The organism is Pseudomonas entomophila L48 (genome assembly GCF_000026105.1).
GTDB lineage: Bacteria > Pseudomonadota > Gammaproteobacteria > Pseudomonadales > Pseudomonadaceae > Aquipseudomonas > Aquipseudomonas entomophila.
Genome location: NC_008027.1, coordinates 3,976,021 through 4,001,970, shown reverse-complemented (window position 1 = coordinate 4,001,970; position 25,950 = coordinate 3,976,021). Strand labels below are relative to the sequence as shown.

General features: G+C 64.5%; 24 protein-coding genes. 13 read left to right on the top strand and 11 right to left on the bottom strand.

The window, feature by feature from the left end:
• Positions 1 to 37 precede the first annotated feature (37 nt).
• A complete protein-coding gene (locus tag PSEEN_RS17165) occupies positions 38 to 559 on the top strand; it encodes a DUF6586 family protein (RefSeq protein WP_011534821.1) in 522 nt (173 codons plus the stop codon).
• A 51-nt stretch (positions 560 to 610) separates the two neighbouring features.
• Positions 611 to 844 carry a hypothetical protein gene (locus PSEEN_RS17160; protein ID WP_011534820.1) on the top strand — a complete coding sequence of 78 codons (234 nt, stop codon included), beginning with the start codon at positions 611 to 613 and terminating at the stop codon, positions 842 to 844.
• Between the two features lie 34 nt (positions 845 to 878).
• Here the strand turns inward: PSEEN_RS17160 and sulA are convergent, their stop codons facing one another.
• Together sulA and lexA are read right to left on the bottom strand one after the other, a co-directional pair.
• Positions 879 to 1,355: an SOS-induced cell division inhibitor SulA gene (gene sulA / locus PSEEN_RS17155; protein ID WP_011534819.1), complete on the bottom strand. Its 477-nt coding sequence runs from the start codon at positions 1,353 to 1,355 to the stop codon at positions 879 to 881.
• Between the two features lie 13 nt (positions 1,356 to 1,368).
• Entirely contained in the window at positions 1,369 to 1,977 is a 609-nt protein-coding gene (gene lexA, locus PSEEN_RS17150; RefSeq protein WP_011534818.1) for a transcriptional repressor LexA, read from the bottom strand.
• Positions 1,978 to 2,186: 209 nt separating this feature from the next.
• On the opposite strand from lexA, the gene PSEEN_RS17145 reads away from it, so the two are divergent.
• The 3 genes from PSEEN_RS17145 to nagZ are packed head-to-tail and all read left to right on the top strand — an operon-like array spanning position 2,187 to position 4,470.
• Complete coding sequence (locus tag PSEEN_RS17145) at positions 2,187 to 2,885, top strand: TetR/AcrR family transcriptional regulator (RefSeq protein ID WP_011534817.1); 699 nt, start codon at positions 2,187 to 2,189, stop codon at positions 2,883 to 2,885.
• Between the two features lie 39 nt (positions 2,886 to 2,924).
• Positions 2,925 to 3,449 carry a L,D-transpeptidase gene (locus PSEEN_RS17140; RefSeq protein ID WP_011534816.1) on the top strand — a complete coding sequence of 175 codons (525 nt, stop codon included), beginning with the start codon at positions 2,925 to 2,927 and terminating at the stop codon, positions 3,447 to 3,449.
• A 22-nt stretch (positions 3,450 to 3,471) separates the two neighbouring features.
• Positions 3,472 to 4,470, top strand: coding sequence for a beta-N-acetylhexosaminidase (gene nagZ, locus PSEEN_RS17135; RefSeq protein WP_193383925.1), 999 nt, complete (start codon positions 3,472 to 3,474; stop codon positions 4,468 to 4,470).
• A 126-nt stretch (positions 4,471 to 4,596) separates the two neighbouring features.
• Here the strand turns inward: nagZ and PSEEN_RS26250 are convergent, their stop codons facing one another.
• From PSEEN_RS26250 to mfd, 3 genes are read right to left on the bottom strand one after another with little or no spacing between them, the layout of a single operon-like run.
• Positions 4,597 to 7,923 carry a DEAD/DEAH box helicase gene (locus PSEEN_RS26250; RefSeq protein ID WP_011534814.1) on the bottom strand — a complete coding sequence of 1,109 codons (3,327 nt, stop codon included), beginning with the start codon at positions 7,921 to 7,923 and terminating at the stop codon, positions 4,597 to 4,599.
• Between the two features lies 1 nt (position 7,924).
• Positions 7,925 to 8,485, bottom strand: a complete 561-nt coding sequence (locus PSEEN_RS17125; RefSeq protein WP_011534813.1) for a CsiV family protein — start codon at positions 8,483 to 8,485, stop codon at positions 7,925 to 7,927.
• A 9-nt stretch (positions 8,486 to 8,494) separates the two neighbouring features.
• Positions 8,495 to 11,944, bottom strand: a complete 3,450-nt coding sequence (gene mfd / locus PSEEN_RS17120) for a transcription-repair coupling factor (protein WP_011534812.1) — start codon at positions 11,942 to 11,944, stop codon at positions 8,495 to 8,497.
• 167 nt (positions 11,945 to 12,111) lie between these two features.
• Between mfd and PSEEN_RS17115 the strand changes: the two genes are divergently transcribed.
• From PSEEN_RS17115 to sthA, 3 genes are all read left to right on the top strand, one after another.
• Positions 12,112 to 13,575, top strand: coding sequence for a glyceraldehyde-3-phosphate dehydrogenase (locus PSEEN_RS17115; RefSeq protein WP_011534811.1), 1,464 nt, complete (start codon positions 12,112 to 12,114; stop codon positions 13,573 to 13,575).
• Between the two features lie 218 nt (positions 13,576 to 13,793).
• Positions 13,794 to 14,792, top strand: a complete 999-nt coding sequence (locus tag PSEEN_RS17110) for an FAD:protein FMN transferase (RefSeq protein WP_044488853.1) — start codon at positions 13,794 to 13,796, stop codon at positions 14,790 to 14,792.
• 203 nt (positions 14,793 to 14,995) lie between these two features.
• Positions 14,996 to 16,390, top strand: coding sequence for a Si-specific NAD(P)(+) transhydrogenase (gene sthA, locus PSEEN_RS17105; RefSeq protein ID WP_011534809.1), 1,395 nt, complete (start codon positions 14,996 to 14,998; stop codon positions 16,388 to 16,390).
• Between the two features lie 42 nt (positions 16,391 to 16,432).
• On the opposite strand, the gene PSEEN_RS17100 is transcribed toward sthA, so the two are convergent.
• Together PSEEN_RS17100 and PSEEN_RS17095 are read right to left on the bottom strand one after the other, a co-directional pair.
• A complete protein-coding gene (locus PSEEN_RS17100) occupies positions 16,433 to 17,155 on the bottom strand; it encodes a glycerophosphodiester phosphodiesterase (RefSeq protein WP_011534808.1) in 723 nt (240 codons plus the stop codon).
• A gap of 30 nt (positions 17,156 to 17,185) precedes the next feature.
• On the bottom strand, positions 17,186 to 17,770 hold the full coding sequence (locus PSEEN_RS17095) for a PilZ domain-containing protein (protein WP_011534807.1): 585 nt from the start codon (positions 17,768 to 17,770) through the stop codon (positions 17,186 to 17,188).
• Positions 17,771 to 17,863: 93 nt separating this feature from the next.
• Between PSEEN_RS17095 and PSEEN_RS17090 the strand changes: the two genes are divergently transcribed.
• From PSEEN_RS17090 to PSEEN_RS17080, 3 genes are all read left to right on the top strand, one after another.
• A complete protein-coding gene (locus PSEEN_RS17090) occupies positions 17,864 to 19,114 on the top strand; it encodes a lipoprotein-releasing ABC transporter permease subunit (protein WP_011534806.1) in 1,251 nt (416 codons plus the stop codon).
• Between the two features lie 7 nt (positions 19,115 to 19,121).
• Entirely contained in the window at positions 19,122 to 19,805 is a 684-nt protein-coding gene (gene lolD, locus PSEEN_RS17085) for a lipoprotein-releasing ABC transporter ATP-binding protein LolD (protein WP_193383909.1), read from the top strand.
• 63 nt (positions 19,806 to 19,868) lie between these two features.
• Positions 19,869 to 21,113 carry a lipoprotein-releasing ABC transporter permease subunit gene (locus tag PSEEN_RS17080; RefSeq protein WP_011534804.1) on the top strand — a complete coding sequence of 415 codons (1,245 nt, stop codon included), beginning with the start codon at positions 19,869 to 19,871 and terminating at the stop codon, positions 21,111 to 21,113.
• 74 nt (positions 21,114 to 21,187) lie between these two features.
• Here PSEEN_RS17080 and PSEEN_RS17075 read toward each other — a convergent pair whose 3' ends face one another.
• Both PSEEN_RS17075 and PSEEN_RS17070 read right to left on the bottom strand, forming a co-directional pair.
• Positions 21,188 to 22,537 carry a heavy metal sensor histidine kinase gene (locus tag PSEEN_RS17075; protein ID WP_011534803.1) on the bottom strand — a complete coding sequence of 450 codons (1,350 nt, stop codon included), beginning with the start codon at positions 22,535 to 22,537 and terminating at the stop codon, positions 21,188 to 21,190.
• Positions 22,537 to 23,217 (bottom strand): heavy metal response regulator transcription factor, encoded by a 681-nt coding sequence (locus PSEEN_RS17070; protein ID WP_011534802.1) that lies wholly within the window; start codon positions 23,215 to 23,217, stop codon positions 22,537 to 22,539. Before PSEEN_RS17070 ends, PSEEN_RS17075 begins: the two co-directional genes overlap by 1 nt.
• A gap of 243 nt (positions 23,218 to 23,460) precedes the next feature.
• Here PSEEN_RS17070 and PSEEN_RS17065 point away from each other — a divergent pair, with 243 nt between their 5' ends.
• The gene (locus tag PSEEN_RS17065) at positions 23,461 to 23,979 is read left to right on the top strand and encodes a cupredoxin domain-containing protein (RefSeq protein ID WP_011534801.1); all 519 of its coding nucleotides are present in this window, start codon (positions 23,461 to 23,463) and stop codon (positions 23,977 to 23,979) included.
• Positions 23,980 to 24,047: 68 nt separating this feature from the next.
• Positions 24,048 to 24,878, top strand: a complete 831-nt coding sequence (queF, locus tag PSEEN_RS17060; protein WP_011534800.1) for an NADPH-dependent 7-cyano-7-deazaguanine reductase QueF — start codon at positions 24,048 to 24,050, stop codon at positions 24,876 to 24,878.
• 114 nt (positions 24,879 to 24,992) lie between these two features.
• Here the strand turns inward: queF and PSEEN_RS17055 are convergent, their stop codons facing one another.
• Together PSEEN_RS17055 and PSEEN_RS17050 are read right to left on the bottom strand one after the other, a co-directional pair.
• Complete coding sequence (locus PSEEN_RS17055) at positions 24,993 to 25,256, bottom strand: DUF4404 family protein (RefSeq protein WP_011534799.1); 264 nt, start codon at positions 25,254 to 25,256, stop codon at positions 24,993 to 24,995.
• Positions 25,257 to 25,379: 123 nt separating this feature from the next.
• Positions 25,380 to 25,943: an HAD superfamily inactivated hydrolase PcrP gene (locus PSEEN_RS17050; protein WP_011534798.1), complete on the bottom strand. Its 564-nt coding sequence runs from the start codon at positions 25,941 to 25,943 to the stop codon at positions 25,380 to 25,382.
• Between the last annotated feature and the right edge of the window lie 7 nt (positions 25,944 to 25,950).

Genomic DNA, 25,950 nt, shown 5'->3' with positions numbered 1-25,950 from the left:
GCGTTATCGCCTTGCTGCCCACGGGAGGTCATCGAAAATGGCCCAGGAACTCTACACCCGCACCAATCAGAAGCTGTTCTTCGCCGGCCTTGCGTTGGAATCCATGGCCAAGGCTGAAGCCAGTGTGGCGATGAATGCTCAAGGCCTGGTCCAGGCTGAGCGTGAATCGACGTTGTTCCACCTGTATGGCGCCTTGCTGGGGTTGTGCCACGAAATCGCCGGCTTCTACCGCCTGCCCCAGGCGTCAGCTCCGCAAGCGGAGCTGCTGCTCAATGACGAAACGCTGCGCAGCGTGGCGATTCCGGAAATGGCCGAGATGCTGGAGCTGGCACGGCAACCGGAAACTTGGCTGGCGCGCCTGCTTGCGACTTATGCCGAATTGTTTCGACCACCGGTCGTGAAGAAAATGGCCAAGACGGATGTCACCCAGCCGCTGATCCAGGCCGTCAATCTCGACGAAATCGAGCCCGTCGTGCTTTCCCGCGAGGAGCTGGAAGCCTGGCGGCAGAACCTGAAAGACCTGGTGAGACGATTCCGCGACGCGCTGAGTGAGTGCTGACAGCATCCATGGCTGGTACAATGCCGGCCTTTCGTGAAAAGCAGGCCCTATATGTCAACGTCCTTCCTAGAAATTGTCGAGTTGCCTGATGGCCGGATCGAGCTGCGCCGTGCCGAGGATGAAGGTTCCCTGGTGACCCTGGATTTCTCCGAGGATGCCAAGGCATTTCTGCAAGGACAGCATGTGGAAGTAGCCAAGGCCATGCTCAGTGTGGGTGTACAGATGGCCGGCAAGCTGGTCGAGGGCGACTTCGAGCGTGACGAGGGGCCGCGGGTTCTTCATTGACCCAGGCAAGCGTTTGACAGGCAAAGCCTGAACATCAGCCGAGGCGGATGTTCAGGCTTTGTGCGTTTCCGATCGCCGCGGCGCGCAGCAGCTGTTGGCGCGTGCTGTTATTGACCGCCCCAAGCCAGCTGACAACCGTGTGGCTACGGCCCAGGCGCAGTGCTTCGCAGGCGAGTTGCAGGGCGGTCTGGTTGCCGCCTGGCTGCAACAGCAAGATTCGCTCACGGTTCAGGCCAGCCTCGCGCAGCCAGGTTTGAGTAAGGTTGCCAGGTGGTGCGATAAGGGTGAGCCAGCGAGTTTCGTCTTCTTCGCTGAGTTCGCGCAGGACCGGGGCCAGCAGGCTCTGGCAATGCCCGGGAGCGCCACGCAGCGCCAGTTCGCTGAACAGCTCGGGCTGGTTGCCTTTGCGTGGCTGTTCGTTGGCCTTGAAGCCGGGTAGTGCCGGCTGGGCGAGAAACGCCTCGAACAGCGGCAATTGGGCTTGCAGGGGAGCTTGGATGGATGGCTGCATGACGCCTCCTGGTTCAGCGGCGCAGAACGCCGACGCTCAAGCCCTCGATCACCAGCTCCTGTTCCTTCAGGTCGACTTCGATGGGGGCGAATTCGGGGTTTTCGGCAATCAGCCAGACCTTGCTGCCTTCGCGCTTGAAGCGCTTGACGGTGACTTCGTCGCCGATTCGGGCCACGACCACCTGGCCGTTGCGGGCTTCGCGGGTGGTGTGCACGGCCAGCAGGTCGCCGTCGAAGATGCCGATGTCCTTCATGCTCATGCCGTGCACGCGCAGAAGATAGTCGGCGCGCGGATGGAAAAAGGCCGGGTTGATGTTGCAGGATTCCTCGATGTGTTGTTCGGCGAGGATCGGTGCGCCGGCGGCGACCCGGCCAATGATGGGGAGGCCGTTGTCCTCGACCTTTGCCTCGACGCCAGGAATGCGGATGCCGCGCGAGGCGCCAGGGGTCATCTCGATGGCACCCTTGCGTGCCAGGGCCTTGAGGTGTTCCTCGGCGGCGTTGGGCGACTTGAAGCCCAGCTCCTGGGCGATCTCCGCGCGGGTCGGGGGAAAGCCGTTGTCTTCGAGGCAGCGTTTGATGAAAGCCAGAATCTCGGCTTGGCGTGGCGTCAGTTTCAGCATGGGCGAGGGCTCTGTCTTTTTATACAGTGACTGGGATTATATACAGTGGCTGGCAAGCTGCAAGCACCACGCACGCAGGGCCGGTGCAAAGCCCGATCATTCAATGCCTTGTGGCTGTGGTTAAATGAGCGACCGCCCGGTCACCGAGCCTTGACATCGGCAGGCCTGAAACGTATGTTTCAAACAACTGTTTGTCAGGTGGAGTAGTCATGGCCCAGTCGGAAACCGTCGAACGTATCCTCGATGCGGCGGAGCAGCTGTTCGCGGAGCGCGGGTTCGCGGAAACCTCGTTGCGGCTGATCACCAGCAAGGCCGGGGTCAACCTGGCGGCGGTGAACTATCACTTTGGCTCGAAGAAGGCCCTGATCCAGGCGGTCTTCTCACGTTTTCTCGGTCCTTTCTGCGCCAGCCTCGAGCGTGAGCTGGATCGCCGCCAGGCACAGCAGAAGGCCTCGCTCGAAGAGCTGCTGGAAATGCTGGTCGAGCAGGCGCTCGCCGTCCAGCCGCGCAGCAACAACGACCTGTCCATCTTCATGCGCCTGCTGGGGCTGGCGTTCAGTCAGAGCCAGGGCCACCTGCGACGCTACCTGGAAGATATGTACGGCAAGGTGTTCCGCCGCTACATGCTGCTGGTCAACGAAGCCGCCCCGCGTATCCCGCCGCTGGAGCTTTTCTGGCGCGTGCATTTCATGCTGGGTGCCGCGGCGTTCAGCATGTCCGGGATCAAGGCCCTGCGTGCCATCGCCGAGACCGATTTCGGCATCAACACCTCGATCGAACAGGTGATGCGCCTGATGGTACCGTTCCTCGCCGCTGGCATGCGCGCCGAAACGGGGGTCACCGACGAAGCCATGGCCACCGCGCAACTGCGGCCGCGCAGCAAGAGCAGCGCGCCGGCCAAAGCCTGAGGCTGGGCGGGGCAGGGCGCTTCAGCTAAGCTAGCGCCCATGCTCGACCTCGATTTCCTGCACATATCCCTCGCCGATCAGCTTCTCTATGGCTTTGCCCATGGCGCGTTGCGGGTGCGCCTGCCGATCTCCTCGGCGCGCAGTGGCGCGGGCGAGCTGAACGGTTCTGGTTGTACGCCGCGTGGTCTGCACCGGGTGCGGGCGAAGATTGGCGCGGGCCTGCCGCAGGGCGCGGTCCTGTGTGGCCGGCGCTGGACTGGTGAGGTCTGGTCGGCGGCCCTGCATGCGCAGTATCCGGGCCGTGACTGGATCCTCAGTCGCATCCTCTGGCTCAGCGGCTGCGAGCCGGGTATCAACTGCCTCGGTGAAGTCGATACGTTCCGCCGCTACATATACCTGCATGGCACACCCGACACTGAACCTATGGGCATTGCGCTGTCCCATGGCTGTGTGCGCCTGCGCAATGCCGACCTGCTTGACCTGTTCGATCGCGTGCCGGCCGGTTGCCGGGTGCGGATCGACGAGGCTGCTTGCCCTCAATGGGCTTTCCTGGATCTTCAATGAAGGACTCGCTATGACTGTCAGCCTGCAAGGCTCCCTGATGGTGGACATCGCCGGTAAATGGCTGACTGCCGAAGACCGGCATCTGTTGCGCCAGCCCGAAGTGGCCGGCCTGATCATATTTGCCCGCAACATCGACAGCCCGCGCCAGGTGCGCGAGCTGTGCGCGTCGATCCGCGCCATTCGCCCCGACCTCATCCTCGCCGTCGATCAGGAAGGCGGGCGGGTACAGCGTCTGCGCCAGGGCTTCGTGCGCCTGCCGGCCATGCGCGCGATCGCCGACAACGCCAATGCCGAGTACCTGGCCGAGCAATGCGGCTGGCTGATGGCGACCGAGGTGCTGGCGGTCGGCCTGGACCTGAGCTTCGCCCCGGTGCTGGACCTCGACCACCAGCGCAGCGCGGTGGTTGGCAGCCGAGCCTTCGAAGGTGATCCCGAGCGTGCCACGCAACTGGCGGGTGCCTTCATTCGTGGCATGAACGCGGCTGGCATGGCGGCTTGCGGCAAGCATTTCCCGGGGCACGGCTGGGCCGAGGCCGACTCTCATGTCGCCATTCCGGTGGATGAGCGCAGCCTCGAGCAGCTGCGCGCAGCCGACCTGGTGCCGTTCACCCGCCTGGGCGGTCAATTGGCGGCGGTGATGCCGGCTCATGTCATCTATCCGCAGGTAGACAACCAGCCGGCCGGTTTCTCCCGTCGCTGGCTGCAGGAGATCCTTCGCGGCGAGCTGGGCTTCGAAGGGGTGATTTTCAGTGACGACCTGTCCATGGCGGGCGCCCATGTGGTGGGGGATGCCGCCAGCCGCATCGAGGCGGCGTTGAGTGCAGGTTGCGACATGGGGCTGGTGTGCAACGACCGGGCCGCGGCGGAATTGGCGCTGAGCGCGGCGCAGCGGATGAAGGTCAAGCCGTCGCCGCGGATCGCGCGGATGCGCGGGCAGGGCTTCGCCCGTACCGATTACCGCCAGCAGCCGCGCTGGCTGGAGGCGCTGGGGGCGCTGAAGGAAGCGCAACTGATCGATTGATCATCATCGCGGGGCAAGCCCCCCTGGTCGCGCTAACTGTAGGAGCGGCAGGCACCCTGCAAGACAGTTGCTCCCGCAAAAGGTCTCAGTGCTTCGTGGCAGCGGGCTTGCCCTGCGATCGAGTGTTCAGCGGTTTCGCTTGCCCGGCAACGGCGCGAACAGCGCTTCGATCTCCTCGTCCCCCATTCGCCACTGTCCAGCCTGCCCGCCATCGAGCAACCCGGCAGCCAATGCTGCCTTCTCCTGTTGCAGCAGCTGGATTTTTTCTTCCACCGTGCCCCGGGTGATCAGCTTGAACACGAACACTGGCTTGTCCTGGCCGATGCGGTAGGCGCGGTCGGTGGCCTGATTCTCGCTTGCCGGGTTCCACCAGGGGTCGTAGTGGATGACGGTGTCGGCGGCGGTCAGGTTCAGGCCGGTGCCGCCGGCCTTGAGGCTGATCAGGAACACATCGCTTTCGCCATTCTGGAACTGCTGCACCGGCGCGCGCCGGTCGCGGGTGTCACCGGTCAGCAGGCTGTAGCGGACACCGCGCTTCTCCAGCTCGAATTCGATCAGCGCCAGCATCGAGGTGAACTGCGAGAACAGCAGTACCTTGCGCCCCTCGCTCAGCAACTCCTCGAGCATCTCCAGCAGGCTGCCAAGCTTGCCCTTGTCGGCGAATGTGCCCTTGATCTCGGTACCCTTGACCAGGCGCAGGTCACAGCAGACCTGGCGCAGCTTGAGCAGGGCATCGAGGATGACGATCTGGCTGCGTGCCGCGCCGCTGCGAGCGATCTCTTCGCGGACCTTCTTGTCCATCGCCACCCGCACCGCTTCATACGTGTCGCGCTGGGCGTCGCTGAGCTCCACCCAATGGATCATCTCGGTCTTGGCCGGCAGTTCGGTTGCTACCTGTTCCTTGGTGCGGCGCAGCAGGAAGGGGCGGATGCGGCTGGCCAGATGGGCCATGCGTTCGGTATCGCCATGGCGCTCGATCGGGGTGCGGTAGTCCTGGGTGAAGCGCTTGCTGTCGCCCAGCCAGCCGGGCATCAGGAAATGGAAGATCGACCACAGCTCGCCCAGGTTGTTTTCCATGGGCGTGCCGGTCAGGCACAGGCGTTGGTCGGCCCGCAGTTCGCGCACGGCCTGGGCGGCCTTGCTGGTGCTGCTCTTGATGTTCTGTGCCTCGTCCAGCACCAGCAGGTGCCAGGGTTGCGCCTTGAGGTGTTCGAGGTCGCGGGGGGCGAGGGCGTAGGTGGTCAGCACCAGGTCGTATTCGCCCAGTGCCGCGAAGTGCTTGGTGCGCCCTGGCCCGTGCAGGGCCAATACGCGCAGGTCGGGGGCGAAACGCTGGGCTTCGTCGAGCCAGTTGGGCACCAGGCTGGTGGGTATCACGGCCAATGCCGGGTTGGCCAGGCGCCCGGCCTGTTTTTCCAGCAGCAGGTGGGCGAGGGTCTGCAAGGTCTTGCCTAGGCCCATGTCATCGCCGAGGATGCCGCCGGTACCCATTTCGCGCAGGGCCTGCAGCCAGTTCAAGCCTTGTTGCTGGTATGGGCGCAGCGTGGCGTTCAGGCCTGTGGGCGGGGCCACCTGCAGGTCGCGGGCGTCACGCAGGCGTCGGCCGAGGTCGCGAACGTGGCTGCCACCCTCCCACTGCAGGGGCAGGTGTTCGATGTCGTTCAGGCGCGCGGCGTCGGCGCGCTCCAGACGCAGGCTGGGGCCAACGGCGTCTTCATGCAGATAGAGCTCGCCAAGGGTGCTCATCACGGCCTTGATGCGGCCATAGGGCAGGGCGACGCGCAGCGCCGGACTGTCCTGGCGAGCGCGATTGAGGTCGATCAGCAGGTGTTCGTCGTCGCTGCGCCGGGCCAGCTCACTGGGGCGCAGCAGCTCCGGGCTGGCACGCAGCAACTGCAGGACGATGGGCAGCAGGCTGTGGCGTTGGCCATCGACGACGATGCCCAGCTCCAGGTCGAACCATTCATGCCCTGGCGCCTCCTCGATGGTGGCGTACCAGTCATCGACCTCGTGCAGGTTGAAGGCGAAGTCGCGGTGCACGTCGATTGCCCAGCCGGCGTCGCGAAGGCGCGGCAGGCCTTCGCGGGCGAAGCGCAACCAGGCTTCGTCATCGGGCAACTGGTGCATCTCGCCAGCGCTGTCGGGCAGGGCCTTGCTCTGGCGGGTGGCGGGCTTGAAGCCAAAGTCGCGCAGTACCTTGCGCAACGCCTGTTCAGCCTGGGGCTGGCGGCGGATGCGCTGGCTGGTGCTGCCCACCAGGCGCGTCAGTGGCTTGTCGTCACTGCTGCTGGCACGCAGGCCGTCGTAGTCGAACGACAGGGCGGCGCGGTGCTGCAGCTGGCGCTGCATGCGCCCGGTCTTTGGCGTGTAGGCACTGAACTCGAGGCTGCCGAGGGTCAGTCGCCCACGGGGGGCGATGCTTTCGATCTGCTCGCTGCTGACGGCGGTTGGCGTGGGGACTTGGCGGTTCAAGGCGTTCAATCGATGACTCAAGGGGACAATCAGGTGTTCGGGTACCAAGGGCGCCCGCGCAAGCTGGTGGGCAATGAAGGGGTCGAGGTCGTGCAGCAACTTGCCGAGGTGATGATTGCGCGGGTCTACATAGAACAGCGGGTCGGTGGGGACTACCTGCAGCGCAACCTGGTCTTCATGATGCCAGGCGCCTTGGTAACTGCCGCTGCCCAGCCTGACCCAGCGGAACTCTGCGTGCAGGGGGGGGCCGGAAACCAGGGGCGTTTGCTCCTGCTCGTACAGCAGCTTGCCGCTGGCCAGGGCGTAACCCAGCAGTTCCGCGCCCTGCTTGCCCTCCAGTTTCACCACAGGGAGCGCCCCCCGGGTGCAGGTGTCGATCAGGCGCAGCAGTCGAACATCATCTTCCGTAACGTAGCGTGGGGTGTAGTAGATCAGTTCGGGCAGTGCTGTCACCCGGCTGAATTTCAAGGTGCCGTCCGCTTGCCGGGTGCCTTTGACGGCTTCCAGGCGGTAATGCTCGTGGTCGCTCTGGACTCGAAAGTAAATGGCTGGGCCTTTGCGCACCGGTTCACGGTGAGCGGTGGGCAGGGCTGGCGCCTCGAGTGCCTCGACCCATTGGTCGAGATCGGGTGGCAAGGACAGTGCTGCCTGTTCCTGGGGTAGTGGCGCTTGCAGATCGCTTGCGTTGTCCAGCAGGTGGAACAGCGCCGCCATGCAGTGTTTGCAATTGATGCCGACGGGGCAGCTGCACCTTCCGAACACACGCAGGTCGGCGCCGTTGAGCACCAGGTGGATGGCTTGGTGGTAGCGCTGGCCTCCCGAGCCCTGGCAGGTCGCCTCGACGGTGTTGCCGTGCAGCGACAGGGTTCGGGCGTGGCCCTGGGCGGCGTAGGCACGTCCGCGGGTCAGGGCACCGGCATCGATGAAGTCAACCCAGTCGGGATGCTCCCTGAGCAATTGCAGCACATCACCGTCACTCACCTTACTGCTCCATCATCTCCGGATCCGGCAGCGGCATCTTGCGCATGCCGGCAGGGGTCACCTTGAGCAGTACGGCCAGGTGCCCGCCATCGAGGAAGGTCAGCTGCCCGGCCTTCATGTTGCTGTTGCTTTGCTTGAACTGCTCGCTGCGCAGCACGCTGCCGTTGCCGTCCAGTTCGTTGACCCAGAGGTTGGCGTCGACACTGATGAAGCGGTCTTCGCCGATACTCAGGTTGCCTTCGATGGGGAAGTGGCCGAACTGTTCTTCGCCAGCGCCCAGGGCGATCTTGTCACCGTCCTGTTGCCAGGCTTTGTGCAGGAGCACGGTGTAGCTCGGGGTAGCCTGCAGGCGGGTGATCTCGTCATCCAACCCCGTTGGGCGTTCGGCGGCTTTTTCCAGGCGTGGGGCACCGTTGCTCCAGTCTTCCGGGGCGAACGGGCTGGTCACGGCCGGCACGGCGTTCTGCCGCACGAGGATCATTTCGACCTGATAGGGGCCTGCGGCGAAGGCGGCAGGTGCGAACAGCGCCAGCAACAGGGTCAGGCTACGAATGGCACGCATGGAGCTTCCTTAGTTTGTTTGTGGGGTCAGGCGCTCGAACAGCGCTTCGAGTGTGTTGAAACGTTCGTCCGGGCGTTCCATCGGCACCAGGAAGCGGAACTGGGTTGCGCCTTCGAACTTGTAGCGTTTGGGCTGGCCCTGGATCAGCTTGATCAGGGTCAGCGGGTCGACCGGGGTCTCGGCCTCGAACTCCAGCTTGCCGCCGTTGGGGCCGGCATCGACTTTCTTGATGCCGAGCTTTTCCGCCAGCAGTTTGAGCGAGGTCAGGCGCATCAGGTTCTTGGTTGGCTCCGGCAGCAGGCCGAAGCGGTCGATCATTTCTACCTGCAGGTCCTTGAGGCCCTCTTCGTCGGCCGCCGAGGCGATGCGCTTGTAGAGGATCAGGCGCGCATGCACGTCGGGCAGGTAGTCCTCGGGGATCAGCGCCGGCAGGCGCAGGTTGATCTCCGGGCCGCCACCGAGCGGTTGCTCGAGGTTGGGTTGGTTGCCCTTGCGGATGGCCTTGACCGCGCGCTCGAGCATTTCCATGTACAGGGTGAAGCCCACCGCCTGGATCTGCCCGCTCTGGCCTTCGCCGAGCAGCTCGCCGGCGCCGCGGATTTCGAGGTCGTTGGTGGCCAGGACAAAGCCTGCACCAAGGTCCTGGGTGTTGGCGATGGCTTCCAGGCGTTTTTCGGCGTCGGCGCTGATCTGCTGGCGCGGCGGTGTCAGCAGGTAGGCATAGGCTTGGTGGTGGCTACGCCCGACCCGGCCGCGCAACTGGTGCAGTTGCGCCAGGCCGAACTTGTCGGCGCGTTCGATGACGATGGTGTTGGCGCTGGGCACGTCGATGCCGGTCTCGATGATGGTCGAGGCGATCAGCACGTTGAAGCGCTTGTGGTAGAAGTCGCTCATCACCTGTTCGAGTTCGCGCTCGCGCATCTGCCCGTGGCCGATGCCGATGCGCGCCTCGGGTACCAGTTCGGCAAGCTCGGCGGCGCACTTTTCGATGGTCTTGACGTCGTTGTGCAGGTAGTACACCTGGCCGCCGCGCAATAGTTCGCGCAGCAGGGCTTCCTTGACCGTACTCTTGTTCTGCTCCATGACGAAGGTGCGCACCGACAGGCGCCGCGCCGGGGGCGTGGCGATGATCGACAGGTCGCGCATGCCCGACACCGCCATGTTCAGGGTGCGCGGGATCGGGGTCGCGGTCAGGGTGAGGATGTCCACCTCGCTGCGCAGGGCCTTGAGCTGCTCCTTCTGGCGCACCCCGAAGCGGTGTTCCTCGTCGATGATCGCCAGGCCCAGGTCCTTGAAGCGCACATCGTCCTGCAGCAGCTTGTGGGTGCCGATGAGGATGTCGATCTTGCCTTCGGCCAGTTCCGCCGCCGCAGTGGCGACTTCCTTGGCAGACTTGAAACGGCTCATCACCTCGACGGTCACCGGCCAGTCGGCGAAACGGTCGCGGAAGCTGTTGTAGTGCTGCTGGGCGAGCAGCGTGGTGGGCACCAGCACTGCCACCTGGCGGCCGCTGTGCACGGCGATGAAGGCGGCGCGCATGGCCACTTCGGTCTTGCCGAAGCCGACGTCACCGCAGACCAGGCGGTCCATGGGCTGGCCGGCGAGCATGTCGGCCCGCACCGCTTCGATGGCGGCCTGCTGGTCGGGGGTCTCTTCGAACGGGAAGCCGGCGCTGAAGGTGGCATAGTCGGCGGCCGGGTCGGCGAAGGCGTAGCCTTTGCGCGCGGCGCGGCGGGCGTAGATGTCGAGCAGTTCGGCGGCGACATCGCGCACCTGCTCGGCGGCCTTGCGCTTGGCTTTCTGCCAGGCTTCGGAGCCCAGGCGGTGCAGGGGCGCGAGGGCATCGTCGCTACCGGTGTAGCGGGCGATCAGGTGGAGGTTGGCCACGGGCACGTAGAGCTTGGCGCCCTCGGCATATTCGAGGGTGAGGAATTCGGCGGCCTGGCCATCGATCTCCAGTGTCGCCAGGCCCAGATAGCGGCCCACGCCATGATCGATATGCACCACCGGCGCGCCTTCGCGCAGTTCGGTGAGGTTCTTGATCACCGCGTCGTTGGCGGCCTCGCCGCGTTTCTCGCGGCGCCTGCGCTGCATCACGCGCTGGCCGAACAGCGGGCTCTCGGCGACCAGGGCGATGGCCGGATCGTCCAGCAGCAGGCCGTCGTCGAGCGGGGCGATGGTGATCGCCAGGCGCTCGTTGCCAGTGACGAAGTCGGCCCAGCCGTCGACGGTCTGCGGGCGCAGTTTCAGGCGCTCGAGCAGTTCCAGCAGCACTTCGCGCCGGCCCGCCGATTCCGCCGTGAACAGCACGCGGCCGGGGAACTGGTCGAGGAAATTCGCAAGCTCCGCCAGCGGCTGGTTGGCCTTGGCCTCGATGGCCAGGTTGGGCAGGGCGCGGGCCGGGAAACGCTCGCGGCCGACGCCAGGGTCCACGTCTTCGCTGCTGACCACCACCCGTGGCCATTGTTTCAGGCGGGCAAAGCAGTCCTCGACCGGCAGGAACAGTTCGGCGGGCGGCAGCAGCGGGCGGGTCAGGTCGCCGCGGCGTTCTTCGTAGCGCCCGCGCACGTCGTTCCAGAAGTGTTCGGCGGCCTGCTCGACGCCGGGCAACGAGAACACCTGGGTATCCGCCGGCAGGTAGTCGAACAGCGTGGCGGTTTCCTCGAAGAACAACGGCAGGTAGTACTCGATGCCGGCCGGGATGATGCCGCTGGTCAAGTCCTGGAAGATTGCGCTGCGGCGGAAGTCGACATCGAAACGCTCGCGGAAGCGGGCCTTGAAGCGGGTCACCTCGTCCTTCTGCATGGGGAATTCGCGCGCCGGCAGCAGGCGCACCGAATCGACTTTGTCGATCGAGCGCTGCGTTTCCGGGTCGAAGGTGCGCAGCGTCTCGATCTCGTCGTCGAACAGGTCGATGCGGTACGGCTGCTTGCTGCCCATGGGGTACAGGTCGATCAGTGCGCCACGCACGGCGAACTCGCCATGCTCGTAGACGGTGTCGACACAGCGGTAGCCGCTGGCCTCCAGGCGCGTGCGCATCTGTTCGACATCGATCTTCTGGCCCACGTCCAGCACCAGGCTGCCGCCCAGCAGGAAGCGCGTGGGGGCGAGGCGGTGCAGGGCGGTGGTCACAGGCACTACAAGAATGCCGTGGTCGAGCTCCGGCAGACGGTAGAGGCTGGCGATGCGCTGGGAGATGATGTCCTGGTGCGGCGAGAACAGGTCGTAGGGCAGGGTTTCCCAGTCGGGGAAGGGCAGCACCGGCAGTTCCGGGGCAAAGAAGCGCAGTTCCTGCTCCAGGCGGTCGGCGGCCTGGCTGTCGGCGGTCAGCAGCAGGGTGAAGCGACCGGCGGTGCTGGCGGCCTCGGCGATGGCCAGGCTCAAGGCGGCACCGGGCAGGTTGCCCCAGGTTTGTTTGCCGGCCGTGGCCGACATGTGCGGAAGGCGCAGAACTGACACGGGAGATCGGGCTCCAAGCGTTGCGGCAAAGAGGTCGATTGTACCGGTGAGCGGGCTCGCTGTCAGGCTCGAAAGGGCGTGACGACGGGTGTTGCGGTCGACGACAGGCGCTCATTGCCCGATACGCCGAGGGGCGTCATAATGTAGCCCCTTTTTTGTTCCCCTACATGTGGAAGGTTACCGTGACTCAGAAGCCCGACCAGTGTCTTGGTGAGTGGATCGACCGTGAAGCCCTGGCTGAAGCGATGATCCCGCTTATCGGTCAGCTCTACCGCAACAACAACGTGGTGAGCTCGATCTATGGCCGCAGCCTGATCAACCGTTCGGTTATCTCGATTCTCAAAGCCCACCGCTTTGCCCGTCACCGCCAGGCCGACGAAACCGAGCTGTCCGTCCACGAGACGTTCCCCCTGCTCAAGGCCATGAGCGAGCTGAAACTGGGCGCCGCTTCGGTCGACCTGGGCAAGCTGGCCGGCAAGTTCAAGGCCGAAGGCAATGGCCGCAGCGCCGAGCAGTTCGTCCGTGACGAACTGGCCGACGTGGTGGGTCAGCAGAACGCTTCCGCACGCAAGGGCACCGACGTCGTCCTGTACGGTTTCGGCCGCATCGGCCGCCTGCTGGCGCGCATCCTGATCGAAAAGACCGGTGGTGGCGACGGCCTGCGCCTGCGCGCCATCGTCGTGCGCAAGGGTGCCGAGAACGACCTGACCAAGCGCGCCAGCCTGCTGCGTCGTGACTCGGTGCACGGTCCGTTCGACGGCACCATCGTCATCGACGAAGAAAACAACACCATCACCGCCAACGGCAACCTGATCCAGGTGATCTACGCCAAGAGCCCGAGCGAAGTCGACTACACCCAGTACGGCATCAAGGATGCCCTGATCGTCGACAACACCGGTGTATGGCGTGACGCCGATGGCCTCGGCCAGCACCTGGCCTGCCCGGGCGCCGCTCGCGTGATCCTGACCGCACCTGGCAAAGGCGCGCTGAAGAACATCGTGCACGGCATCAACCACGGTGACATCACCGCCGACGACAAGATCGTTTCGGCCGCCTCCTGCACCACCAACGCCATCGTGCCGGTGCTCAAGGCCATCAACGACCAGTACGGCATCATCAACGGCCACGTCGAGACCGTTCACTCGTTCACCAACGACCAGAACCTGATCGACAACTTCCACAAGGGCAGCCGCCGTGGCCGCGCCGCGCCGCTGAACATGGTCATCACCGAGACCGGTGCCGCCACCGCCGCCGCCAAGGCACTGCCAGTGCTCAAGGGCAAGCTGACCGGCAACGCGATCCGTGTACCAACGCCAAACGTGTCGATGGCCATCCTGAACCTGAACCTGGAGAAGGCCACCAACCGCGAAGAGCTGAACGAGTACCTGCGCCAGACCGCCATGCACTCGGACCTGCACAAGCAGATCGACTACGTCAGCTCCCAGGAAGTGGTTTCCACTGACTTCGTCGGTTCCCGCCATGCCGGTGTGGTCGACGCCGAAGCGACTATCTGCAACGACAACCGTGTTGTCCTGTACGTCTGGTACGACAACGAGTTCGGCTACAGCTGCCAGGTCGTTCGCGTGATGGAAGAGATGGCCGGTGTGAACCCGCCAGCGTTTCCACGCTGATCCGCTTGTAATGTGTTGAAGAAACGGGAACCTTTGGGTTCCCGTTTTTTTTGCTTGTTGGCTCCGCGCGGTCTTTGTAGGAGCGGCCTTGTGCCGCGAAAGGGCTGCGTAGCAGCCCCTGGGTCCCGGCGTTCATGCAAAGATCGCCGGGGCCGCTTTGCGGCCCTTTCGCGGCACAAGGCCGCTCCTACAGAGCCCGGTTAACCGAGAAAGCCATGTTGCGCACCGTTCTTCTGTTTTGCCTGTCGTTGCTTGCAGCCTGCGAGCCAGCCCCCACCCTTGAGCACTTCGGCGGCCCGACCATGGGCAGCAGCTACAGCATCCAGTACGTCCGCCAGCCTGGTGGCCCCGCGCCCGAGCAGGTGCAAGCCGCGGTCGAGGACACCCTCCAGTCCATCGACGCGCATTACTCCACCTATCGCGGCGACTCTACCGTCAGCCACTTCAACCAACTGCCGGCCAACCAATGCCTGCCCATCGACAGCGATCTGCGCGAACTGGTCACCTTCGGCCAGCATTTGTCCGAACAAAGCCAAGGTGCCTACGACCTCACTGTCGAACCATTGCTCGATCTCTGGGGCTTCGGTCCGCAGTCACGGGAGATGCAGGTGCCGGACCCCCAGGCGCTGGCCCGTGCCCGCCAGCGGGTGGGCTATCAGCATTTGCGCATGGAGGCGGGCACACTGTGCAAGGACGCCCCGGTCGAGCTGGACTTCAACAGCATCGCCGCCGGCCATGCCGTCGACCTGATCACCGAACGCCTGCAGGCCATGGGCATCGACAGCTTCCTGGCCGAAGCCACCGGCGAGCTCAAGGCGGTGGGCCGTAAGCCCGACGGCAGCCCCTGGCGCGTGGCGCTGGAACTGCCGCGCGAGGATCGCCAGATTGCCCGCCAGGTCATTCCCGTGCACGGGCTGGCGGTGTCGACCTCGGGTGACTATCGCCATTATTTCGAGGACAATGGCCGGCGCTATTCGCACACCTTCGATGCCCGTCTCGGGCACCCGGTCGAGCATGACCTGGCGGCAGTGACGGTGCTCGACGTTTCAGCGCTCCAGGCAGACGGTTACTCGACGTTGCTGCTGATCCTCGGGCCAGAGCGCGGCTGGGACTTCGCCGTCGCCCACGATCTGGCAGCGGTGCTGGTGTCGCGAGCCGAAGGTGGCTTCGTCTCCCGTTCCACGCCCGCGTTCGACAGGGCAGTGAAAGGCGAGTGAAAGGCAAGGCATGGATGATCGCCGCCAGGGACACGGTGGAACCACATGTAGTGCAGGCAAAAGTGGCCTACGACGCGACCAAGGGTTAATGTGCGCGGCGTTCACGCTTGATTAGACTGCACCCGAATTTTCTCATGGCGCCCCGGCGACATGATCGCGCCCCGCGGCCATCCGGCCGGCGGGCCAGTTCTGAAGGAGTACGCATGGCTGTCTACAACTACGACGTAGTGGTGCTGGGTTCCGGCCCGGCCGGAGAAGGCGCGGCAATGAACGCCGCCAAAGCAGGGCGCAAGGTGGCGATGGTCGACAGCCGTCGCCAGGTCGGCGGCAACTGCACCCACCTGGGCACCATTCCGTCCAAGGCACTGCGTCACTCGGTGCGGCAGATCATGCAGTTCAACACCAACCCGATGTTCCGTGCCATCGGTGAGCCGCGCTGGTTCTCCTTCCCCGACGTGCTCAAGAGCGCCGAGAAGGTCATCAGCAAGCAGGTCGCCTCGCGCACCGGCTACTACGCGCGCAACCGGGTCGACGTGTTCTTCGGCACCGGCAGCTTTGCCGACGAGCAGACCGTCGAAGTGGTCTGCCCCAATGGCGTGGTCGAAAAACTGGTGGCCAAGCACATCATCATCGCCACTGGCTCGCGCCCGTACCGCCCGGCCGATATCGACTTCCACCACCCACGCGTCTACGACAGCGACACCATCCTCAGCCTCAGCCACACGCCGCGTAAGCTGATCGTCTACGGTGCTGGGGTGATCGGTTGCGAATACGCCTCGATCTTCAGTGGCCTGGGCGTGCTGGTGGAGCTGGTCGACAACCGCGGCCAGTTGCTGAGCTTCCTGGATTCGGAGATCTCCCAGGCGCTGAGCTACCACTTCAGCAACAACAACATCACCGTGCGCCACAATGAGGAGTACGAGCGGGTCGAGGGGCTGGACAATGGTGTGGTCCTGCACCTGAAGTCGGGCAAGAAGATCAAGGCCGACGCCCTGCTGTGGTGTAACGGCCGTACCGGCAACACCGACCGGCTGGGCCTGGAGAACATTGGCATCAAGGTCAACAGCCGTGGCCAGATCGAAGTTGACCAGGCCTACCGCACCAGCGTGCCGAACATCTACGGTGCCGGTGACGTGATCGGCTGGCCGAGCCTGGCCAGTGCTGCCCACGACCAGGGTCGCTCGGCGGCCGGCAGCATCGTCGACAATGGCAGCTGGCGCTTCGTCGATGACGTGCCCACCGGCATCTACACCATTCCGGAAATCAGCTCGATCGGCAAGAACGAGCAGGAGCTCACCCAGGCCAAGGTGCCATACGAGGTGGGCAAGGCCTTCTTCAAGAGCATGGCGCGGGCGCAGATCGCCGGCGAGCCGCAGGGCATGCTGAAGATCCTGTTCCACCGCGAAACCCTGGAGATCCTGGGTGTTCACTGCTTCGGCTACCAGGCCTCGGAGATCGTCCACATCGGCCAGGCGATCATGAACCAGCCGGGTGAGCAGAACAACCTGAAGTACTTCGTCAACACCACGTTCAACTACCCGACCATGGCCGAAGCCTATCGGGTAGCTGCCTACGACGGCCTGAACCGGCTTTTTTGAGCGGCTCCGACCGGTGGCCTGAGCCGGTCGGGGAGACCGATTTCAGCCCTGCCCGAGGGTGGTCTTGGCCAAACCGGGAAAGTCTGTAATCAGGCTGTCCACGCCAAAGTCGGCGAGCCGGCGCATCAGTGCCGGCTCGTTGACCGTCCACACCGACACGTGCAACCCCTGGCGCTGCGCCTTGATCAGGCGCTCGGGGGTGCACAGCGTCCAGTTCAGCGCCAGCATCTGGCACTCATAGTTCTGTGCCACTTTCAGTGGGTCGAGCCAGGCGTACTCGGCCACCAGGCCGCGGGCGACATCCGGCACCAGCTCCAGGGCGGCGCCCAGCACTTCCCGTGAGCTGGAGGTGATGGTGACCTTGTCCAGCAGGCCGTATTGCTGGGCCAGTTCGCGGATTGCCAGCACGGTGCTGGCGGCGCGGGTGCGCGAGGCGCTCTTGACCTCCAGCTGCCAGTGCTCGAAGGCGCATTTCTCGAACAGTTCCTCAAGGCGTGGGATGGGGCAGGGCTGCACATGCCCCGGGCCGCCCTTGCGTGCGTCGTAGCTGACCAGTTCATCTGCCGTGCGCTCGGCCACCTTGCCGCGCCGGCCGGTGGTGCGCTTGAGGGTCGGGTCGTGGATCACCATCAGCTCGTTGTCAGCCGACAGGTGCAGGTCGAGTTCGCAACGGTTCACGCCGTGCGACAGGCACTGGCGGAAACTGTTCAGGGTGTTCTCGGGCGCTTCGCCCTTGGCGCCGCGGTGGCCGTAGATAAGGGTCACGTTCGTTCCTTCAAATCAGAGAGTTGGGGCTCAGGAGGCGGGGTCGTTCTGTTCCAGTGCCTGGCGCCGCTGCTGTTGCTGGCGCTGCAGGATGTAGCGGGCCAGCAGTTGGCGCTGGGCGTCGGTCATGTCGATGAATTCCGTGCCGACCTCGTAGTCACCGTCGGGGCGCAGGTCGCAGTGGGTGACCCGGCCGCGCAGCAGCAAGCCGTGGGCGCGGGGCATCAGTACCATCTTCACTTTTACCCGGGTGCCCGGGGCGATTTTCTGTGGCTGGGCGAACTCGATGCCGCCCTCGGAGATGATCACCGGTTGTGGCTGGCCGATCTCGCCAATCAATGTTTGCGCGACCACCGCGCTGAGCAGGTCGAGGCGTTTGTTCTGGGCGCGCAGGAACGCGGCCAGGGTACGGTCCTTCTCGCTCAGCTGGCGCAGCAGGTGCTGCGACTCGAAGTCGGACAGGTGCAGTTCGCTGAGCAGGTTGAACAGCGGCGAATCATCTTGCAACAGTTCTGTTTCAAGGGCTTCGGCCGCGCTCAGGGGGCTGATTTGAAGTGCGATCCGATCTTCGATGCGGTAGTATTCGCGGCGATCTTCTTCGTCTAATGTCGTCATGGCGAACCCAAGGTTACGGCGGTTGTCCGAGTGTAAAGCCGCCGTAGGCGCCTCGCCACAAGGACGTTCCCTTTCATCCGAACAAGCCCCGACATGTTCAGACCTCTTTTCGTATTCATTGGTACGCGCTACACCCGTGCCAAGCGTCGCAATCACTTCGTCTCGTTCATTTCGCTCACCTCGATGATCGGCCTCGCCCTGGGCGTGGTGGTGATGATCGTGGTGCTCTCGGTGATGAACGGTTTCGACCACGAGATGCGTACCCGCGTGCTGGGGATGATCCCTCATGCCACCCTGGAAACCGGCCAGCCCATCGATGACTGGCAGGCTCTTGCCTCTAAAGTAAAGCAGAATCCGCAGGTGCTGGCGGTCGCGCCGTTCACCCAGATGCAGGGTTTGCTGACGCACGAGGGCAAGGTGCAGAAGGTGCTGCTCAACGGCGTCGACCCGGCCCGCGAACGCGAGGTGTCGATCATCGACAAGTTCGTGCTCGACGGCAGCCTCGACAAGCTGGCGCCGGGCGAGTGGGGCATCATGATCGGCGACAAGGCCGCGCAGAAGCTGGGCGTGGGCATCGGCGACAAGCTGACCTTCGTCGCCCCCGAGGTGAGTGTCACCCCGGCCGGCATGTTCCCGCGCATGAAGCGCTTCACCGTGGTCGGCACCTTCCACGTTGGCGCTGGCGAGATCGACGGCTATCTCGGGTTGACCAACCTCTCCGACCTGTCGCGACTGCACCGCTGGAAAGCCGATCAGGTCCAGGGCCTGCGCCTGAAGTTCGACGACCTGTTCCAGGCGCCGCGCGCGGCCTGGGATATCGCCCAGCAGCTGGGCGAGCAGCAGTTCTACCCGCGTGACTGGACCCGTACCCACGGCAACCTGTACCAGGCGATTCGCATGGAGAAATCCATGATCGGGCTGCTGTTGCTGCTGATCGTGGCGGTGGCGGCGTTCAACATCATTTCCACCCTGGTGATGGTGGTCAACGACAAGCGCGGCGACATCGCCATCCTCCGCACCCTGGGCGCGACGCCCGCGCAGATCATGGCCATCTTCATGGTCCAGGGCACGGTGATCGGCGTGGTCGGCACCCTGATCGGCGCGGTACTGGGCATTCTCGGCGCGCTCAACGTGAGCGCGGTGATCGCCGGCATCGAGACGCTGATCGGGCACAAGTTCCTCAACGCCGACGTGTATTTCATCGATTACCTGCCCTCGCAGCTCCAGGCCCAGGACGTGTGGATGGTCTGCGGCGCGGCGCTGGTCCTGAGTTTCTTCGCCACCCTGTACCCGGCCTGGCGCGCCTCGCGCACCCAGCCTGCAGAGGCGCTACGTTATGAGTGAGTCGCGCATGAGTGATAAAGCCGTGTTGAGTTGCCGCAACCTGGGCAAGAGTTACGAAGAGGGCCCGGAGTCGGTGCAGGTGCTGTCCGGCTTGAACCTGGAGCTGCAGCCGGGTGAGCGGGTGGCCATCGTCGGCAGCTCCGGCTCGGGCAAGAGTACCTTGCTCAACCTGCTGGGTGGCCTGGATACGCCGACCCAAGGCAGCGTCTGGCTGGCCGGCGAAGAGTTGTCGGCGCTGGGCGAGCGGGCGCGTGGGCTGCTGCGCAACCGCGCGCTGGGCTTCGTCTACCAGTTCCACCACCTGTTGCCGGAGTTCACCGCCCTGGAGAACGCCTGCATGCCCCTGCTGATCGGCAAGACGCCTATTCCAGAGGCCCGCGAGCGCGCCGAGGCGCTGCTCAAGCGGGTCGGCCTGGGGCACCGCCTGAATCACAAGCCGGCCGAGCTGTCCGGTGGTGAACGTCAGCGTGTGGCCATCGCCCGCGCCCTGGTCAACCGCCCGGGCCTGGTGATGCTCGACGAGCCCACCGGCAACCTCGACCACCACACCGCCCAAGGCATCCAGGAACTGATGCAGGAGCTGTCCAGCCACTCGCAGACCGCGTTCCTGGTAGTGACCCACGACCTCAACCTGGCGCGCCAGATGGACCGTGTGCTGCGCCTGGAAGACGGGCACCTGGTGGCGATCTGAGTCGCTTGCGCGGGGCGCCGTGAAGCGCGCCCCGGTTCACTTTCTTCTTAGGTGTTGCCGTACATGTTCAGACCCTTGCCCTTGTTCATCGGTGCTCGCTACACCCGTGCCAAGCGCCGCAACCACTTCATCTCGTTCATCTCGATGACCTCGATGATCGGCCTGTCGCTTGGCGTGCTGGCGATGATCGTGGTGCTGTCGGTGATGAACGGCTTCCAGCGTGAGATGAGCTCGCGCGTGCTGGGCCTGGTGCCCCATGCCAGCATCCTCGGCGAGCAGCCGCTGGACGACTGGCGCAAGGTGGCCAGCGCCGCCGAGGGTAGCCCGGCGGTGCTGGCCGCAGCGCCGCTCACCGAACTGGAAGGCATGCTGTCGTACAAAGGTGCCATGCAGCCGATTCAGGTGGCCGGTATCGACCCGGCTGAAGAGGGCAAGGTTTCGATCGTCACCCAGCATATCGTCCAGGGTAGCCTGCAGGACCTGGTGCCTGGCGAGTACGGCGTGGTCATCGGTGAGCTGACGGCCCGGCGCTTCCGGCTGAACACCGGCGACAAGCTGACCCTGATCGTCCCCGAGATCAGCAAGGAACCAGGCGGCATCACCCCACGCATGCAGCGTTTGACTGTGGTCGGCATCTTCAAGGTCGGCGCCGAACTGGATGGCTCCCAGGCCTACATTCATGTCGCCGATGCCGGCGAGATGCAGCGCTGGGCGCCGGGCCAGGTGCAGGGCGTGCGCCTGAAGCTGCAAGACCTGTATGCCGCGCCGCAGGTGTCGAAGGCCATCGCCGCCGGCCTGGGCGAGGGCTACCGCGCCGATGATTGGTCGCACACCCAGGGCAGCCTGTTCAGCGCCATGAAGATGGAAAAGACCATGATCGGCCTGCTGCTGATGATGATCATCGCGGTGGCGGCGTTCAACATCATCGCCACCCTGGTGATGGTGGTGAACGACAAGGGCGCGGACATCGCCATCCTGCGTACCATCGGTGCCACGCCAGCGCAGATCATGGGCACGTTCATGGTCCAGGGCAGCCTGATCGGTATTGTCGGCACGCTGATCGGTGGTGTGCTGGGCGTGATTGCGGCGTTCAACGTGAGCGCCATCGTCGGCTGGATCGAGCGGGTCAGTGGCCAGCATATCTTCACGTCCGACATCTACTTCATCAGCAGCCTGCCGTCCGAGCTGCAGTGGGGGGACGTTGCCATCATCTGCGTGGCAGGGTTGGTGATGAGCTTCCTGGCAACCATCTACCCGGCCTACCGGGCCTCGCAGATAGAACCGGCGACGGCCCTGCGTTACGAGTAACGCAACATTCGCCGGCAAAGCCGTCCCTGTAGGAGCCGGCCTTGCCGGCGATGGGCCGCAAGGCGGCCCCTTCTTCACTGCCGCTCAGGCAATTCGATCACGAACCGCGTCCAGCCGTTCCCACACTCCACCTTGATGCTGCCTCCGTGCGCCTGCACGATCGAGCGGGTGATCGCCAGCCCCAGTCCCGCATGTTCGCTGCTGCCTTTCTGGCGAGCCGGATCTGCCCGATAGAATCGGTCGAACAGCCGCTCCATGAGGTGCGGGGCAATGGCCGGCCCGGTATTGGCGACACTGACGCGCAACCCTGGCTCCAGAGTCACGTGGATCTCGCCACCGACCGGGGTAAAGCGCAATGCATTGTCCAGCAGGTTGGAAAGCGCCCGGCGCAGCATGTGCCGGTCCCCCTCGGTTCGTGCTTCGCCCTTGCGCGACAGCCGCACCTCGGCCTCCTCGGCCAAGGGCGCGTAATACTCCAGCAGCGCATCGATCTCCACGGCCAGCTCCAGCGGTTGGCGATTGGGCATCAGCAAACCGTGGTCGGCCTTGGCCAGGTAGAGCATGTCGTTGACCAGCTGGGCCATCCACTGTAGTTCTTCCAGGTTGCCATGCAGGGCCTCGCGGTACTCCTCTAGGCTGCGCGGCCGGGTGAGGGTGACCTGGGTGTGGGTGAGCAGGTTGGACAGCGGTGTGCGCAGCTCGTGGGCAATATCGGCGGAAAACGCCGACAGGCGCTGGAAGGCGTCGTCCAGGCGCTGCAGCATGGCATTGACTGTACTCGCCAGCTCCGCCAGTTCTTCGGGCATCTGTGCCACGGGCAGGCGGGTGGTCAGCGAGCGGGCGTTGACGCTGGCGGCGACCTTGCCCATCCGTCGCAACGGCTTCAGGCCCCGGCGTGCGGCCCAGGCGCCCAGCAGCGCGGTGGCCAAGGCCGACAAGCCGACGGTGAGCCAGATCAGGCGCTGCATGCCTTGAAGGAAATGCTGGTGGTGGGTGATGTCGAGGAACAGGGTGAGCTGCGGTGACGCAGGTTGGCTCTCGCTGAGCGGGACGCTCAGGCTGCGGTAGTCGACGCCGCTGGCATGCAGGGTGGCCAGGCCGGCCTGGCGCAGGTCGTCCGGCAGGCCTTCGCGGCTGTCGAACCAGCTCGTGCCATCGACGCCGCGTATGCGCAGGGCCAGGTCGGACTGATGGCTCAGTTCGTTGCTCAGCTCAGGCAGGCGTGCGTCCAGTTGTTCCGGGGTGACCACGCCGTCGAGCAGGCTGCGCATCAATGACAGGCGGCCGCTGAGCAATTGTTGGTCGAGCTCGACGAAATGGCGTTCGCTGGCGCGATTGAACAGTAGCCCGGCGCTTAGCGAAACGGTCGCGGTACAGGCGGCGAACAGCAGGGCCAGGCGGCCACCGAGGGACAGGCGGCGCATCAGTCCTGCCGCTCCTCGAGCACGTAGCCCATGCCGCGCACGGTGTGGATCAGCTTGGTGGGATGGCTGTCGTCGATCTTCAGGCGCAGGCGGCGGATGGCCACTTCGATCACATTGGTATCACTGTCGAAATTCATGTCCCACACCTGCGAGGCAATCAGCGATTTGGGCAACACTTCGCCCTGGCGGCGCAGCAGCAGTTCGAGCAGGGCGAACTCCTTGGCGGTCAGGTCGATGCGCTGGCCGCTGCGCTCGGCACGGCGGCGGATCAGGTCCAGGCGCAGGTCGGCAAGCGCTAGGTGGGTGTCCTGGCTGGCGTTGGCGCCCCGGCGCAGCAGGCTGCGCACCCGTGCCAGCAGTTCGGAGAAGGCGAAAGGCTTGACCAGATAGTCGTCGGCGCCCAGCTCGAGGCCGTGCACGCGGTCCTCGACCGCGTCGCGGGCGGTGAGGAACAGCACGGGCGTGTCCAGCCCGGCCTGGCGCACGCTCTGGAGAATCTGCCAGCCGTTGCGCCCCGGCAGCATCACGTCGAGGATCAACAGGTCGTGGTCACCGGTCAGCGCCAGGTGCTGGCCGGTGTCGCCGTCGGTGGCCAGCTCCGTGGCGAAACCGGCCTCGCTCAGGCCCTGGCACAGGTATTGGCCGGTCTTGGCCTGGTCTTCGACGATCAGTAATTTCATGGGTGTTCACAGTTCTGAAGGTTCACGCGGGCCTTGTAGGAGCGGATTCATCCGCGAAAACGTTGGGGCATTCACAGCGATATTCGCGGGTGAACCCGCTCCCACAAGGGCGGTGCCTGAAATCATACGTGACGATCCGCCGCCTCGCCCAAGCTGACAAAGTTGTAATCTCCCTGTCAGCCAGCTGCCAGCCAGCCTTTTCGAGAATGGCCACATTCTCCCCGCCCCCCTTCGGAGCCACTCATGAAACACCTGTTTGTCGCCGCCGCACTCGCGCTGCTCAGCCTGCCCACCTTCGCTGACGAATCGAAGAACTTCGCCTTCGGTGAGCCGGCCCCGGCGGCCAAGGCCAGCCGTACCGTCGAGGTGGTGCTCAGGGATATCGCCTTCGAGCCCAAGAGCCTCAAGGTCAAGGCCGGCGAGACCGTGCGCTTCGTGCTGATCAACGAAGGCAAGCTGCCCCACGAGTTCAACCTGGGTGACAAGGCCATGCATGTCGAGCACCAGAAAGAGATGGTGGCCATGCAGGGCAAGCTGTTCACCGCCGGCATGAACCATGAGGGCATGGACCATGGGCAGATGGATCACGGTCAGATGGACATGGGTGGGCATGCTCATGGGGCAGGCAACACCGTGTTGGTCCAGCCCGGCCAGCGTGCCGAGCTGACCTGGACCTTCCGCAAGTCCGCGCCCATCGAGTTTGCCTGCAACGTGCCGGGGCACTACCAGGCCGGCATGGTCGGGCCGCTGACCATCGAGTAACAAGCGCCCCAAGGCGGGGTGCAAAACCGGTAGACTAGGGGCAATTTCAAACCCTCAGGTCAGTTTCCATGCATCCCGCCGCCGAACACTCTCCGCTGGGCAAGTCCAGCGAATACATCGCCACCTACACGCCCTCGCTGCTGTTCCCGATTCCACGCCTGGCCAAGTGGGCCGAGCTGGGCGTCAGCGGTGACGCCTTGCCCTGGCAGGGCGTGGATTACTGGAACTGCTTCGAGCTGTCCTGGTTGCTGCCGTCGGGCAAGCCGGTGGTGGCTATTGGTGAATTCGCCATCCCGTGCGATTCGCCGAACATCATCGAGTCCAAGTCGTTCAAGCTGTACCTCAATTCGCTGAACCAGACGAAGTTCGAGTCGGTGGCGCAGTTGCAGGCGTGCCTGGCGAAGGATCTTTCCGCCGCGGCGGGCAAAGTGGTGGCGGTCAAGGTCAGTACCCTGGCCGACGTCGAGGCCCAAGGGGTCACCACGCTGCCGGGCCAGTGCATCGATGCGCTGGACGTGACCATCGACAACTATGAGCAGCCGCAACCCGAGCTTCTGCGTTGTTCGACAGAGCGCGTGGTGGAAGAGACGGTGCACAGCCATCTGCTGAAATCTAATTGCCCGGTTACCGGCCAGCCGGACTGGGGTAGCGTGGTGGTCGAGTACAAGGGGCGTGCGCTGGACCATGCCAGCCTTTTGACTTATCTGATCAGTTTCCGTCAGCACGCTGATTTCCACGAGCAGTGCGTCGAGCGTATCTACCTGGACCTGAAAAAGCTGCTGCAGCCGGAATACCTCACGGTATATGCGCGCTATGTGCGGCGTGGCGGGTTGGACATCAACCCCTATCGCAGCACCCGGGCGATCAGCCCTGAGAACCTGCGCCTGGTTCGTCAGTAAGACATAAGACAATTGGGGCCGCGTAGCGGCCCATCGCCGGCAAAGCCGGCTCCTACAGGGGGCGGCGCTTGCTGGCGATGGGCTGCAACGCAGCCCCAATCGTGTTAAGAGGGCTCAGATACCCATGCTGTGCAGCGAATTGACAATGCTGCGCAGGGTGGCGGTCAGGTCGGGGTGTTCGGCCTCGAAGCGTTCGATGGCCAGGTTCACGCCATCGACAATGTCATTGTCTTGGGTGGCCTCCTCGAGCTTGATCTGGGCTTCGATCTGCTGCATCAGTTCGTGCAGGTGGTCGCGCTCTTCCAGCGAGAGCGGTGGATTGCGGTCCAGTTGCTCGCGCAGGCTATCGAGTTGCTCTTGCAGTTCGCGGGCGGGCATGGGTCATACTCCATCAATGGCTTGGCAAGGCATGGACCTCGATGAAGCGCCAAAGGTTCTTGCCTGTCTCCTAGCGTAATCCACCTGTCGACGCTTTGCATGACCCTCATCAACCATGATGTATCAGGGTTTCTCGCCCTTTTGCCGGCGCTGGGCGATATCGGCCAGGCAGGTGTCGAGCGCCTCGAGGTGGTCGATCACCGAATGCACACCCATGCCGAACAGTTCGAGGGTCGCCTTGCCTCGGGTCAGATCCTGTTCTTGTCGTGTCATGCTCTGCCATTGGCTGGAGGTCTGGTCGCACGAGGGGCTGCAGGCTGCCAGGCCGACTGTCCACAGCCCAGCATTGAGCGCCGATTGCAGTAGCAGGGGTTCGCCGCTGACCAATACGCAACCTTCCAGCCGCTGGCTTTCGAGGGTCATGAGTGCTTGCCAGCAAGCGTTGGGTGCCGGCCACTTGCAGCCGTTGACCACATGGCCGGGCAACCAGTCGGGGAGGACGCGGGTGAGCTGCCGGCCTTGAGCGGCATCGAGCTCGTCGAGCCAGATGCAGGGTACTTGCTGCTTGCGCAGGCGCTCGAGGGAGTCCAGGGCGCCGGGAGCGGGCAGGTGCTTGCCATCCACAGTCTGGACCAGGCAGCCGCGCAATCCGAACAGCACGGCCGTGAAAGCGAGGGCATCTTGCATGGCAACT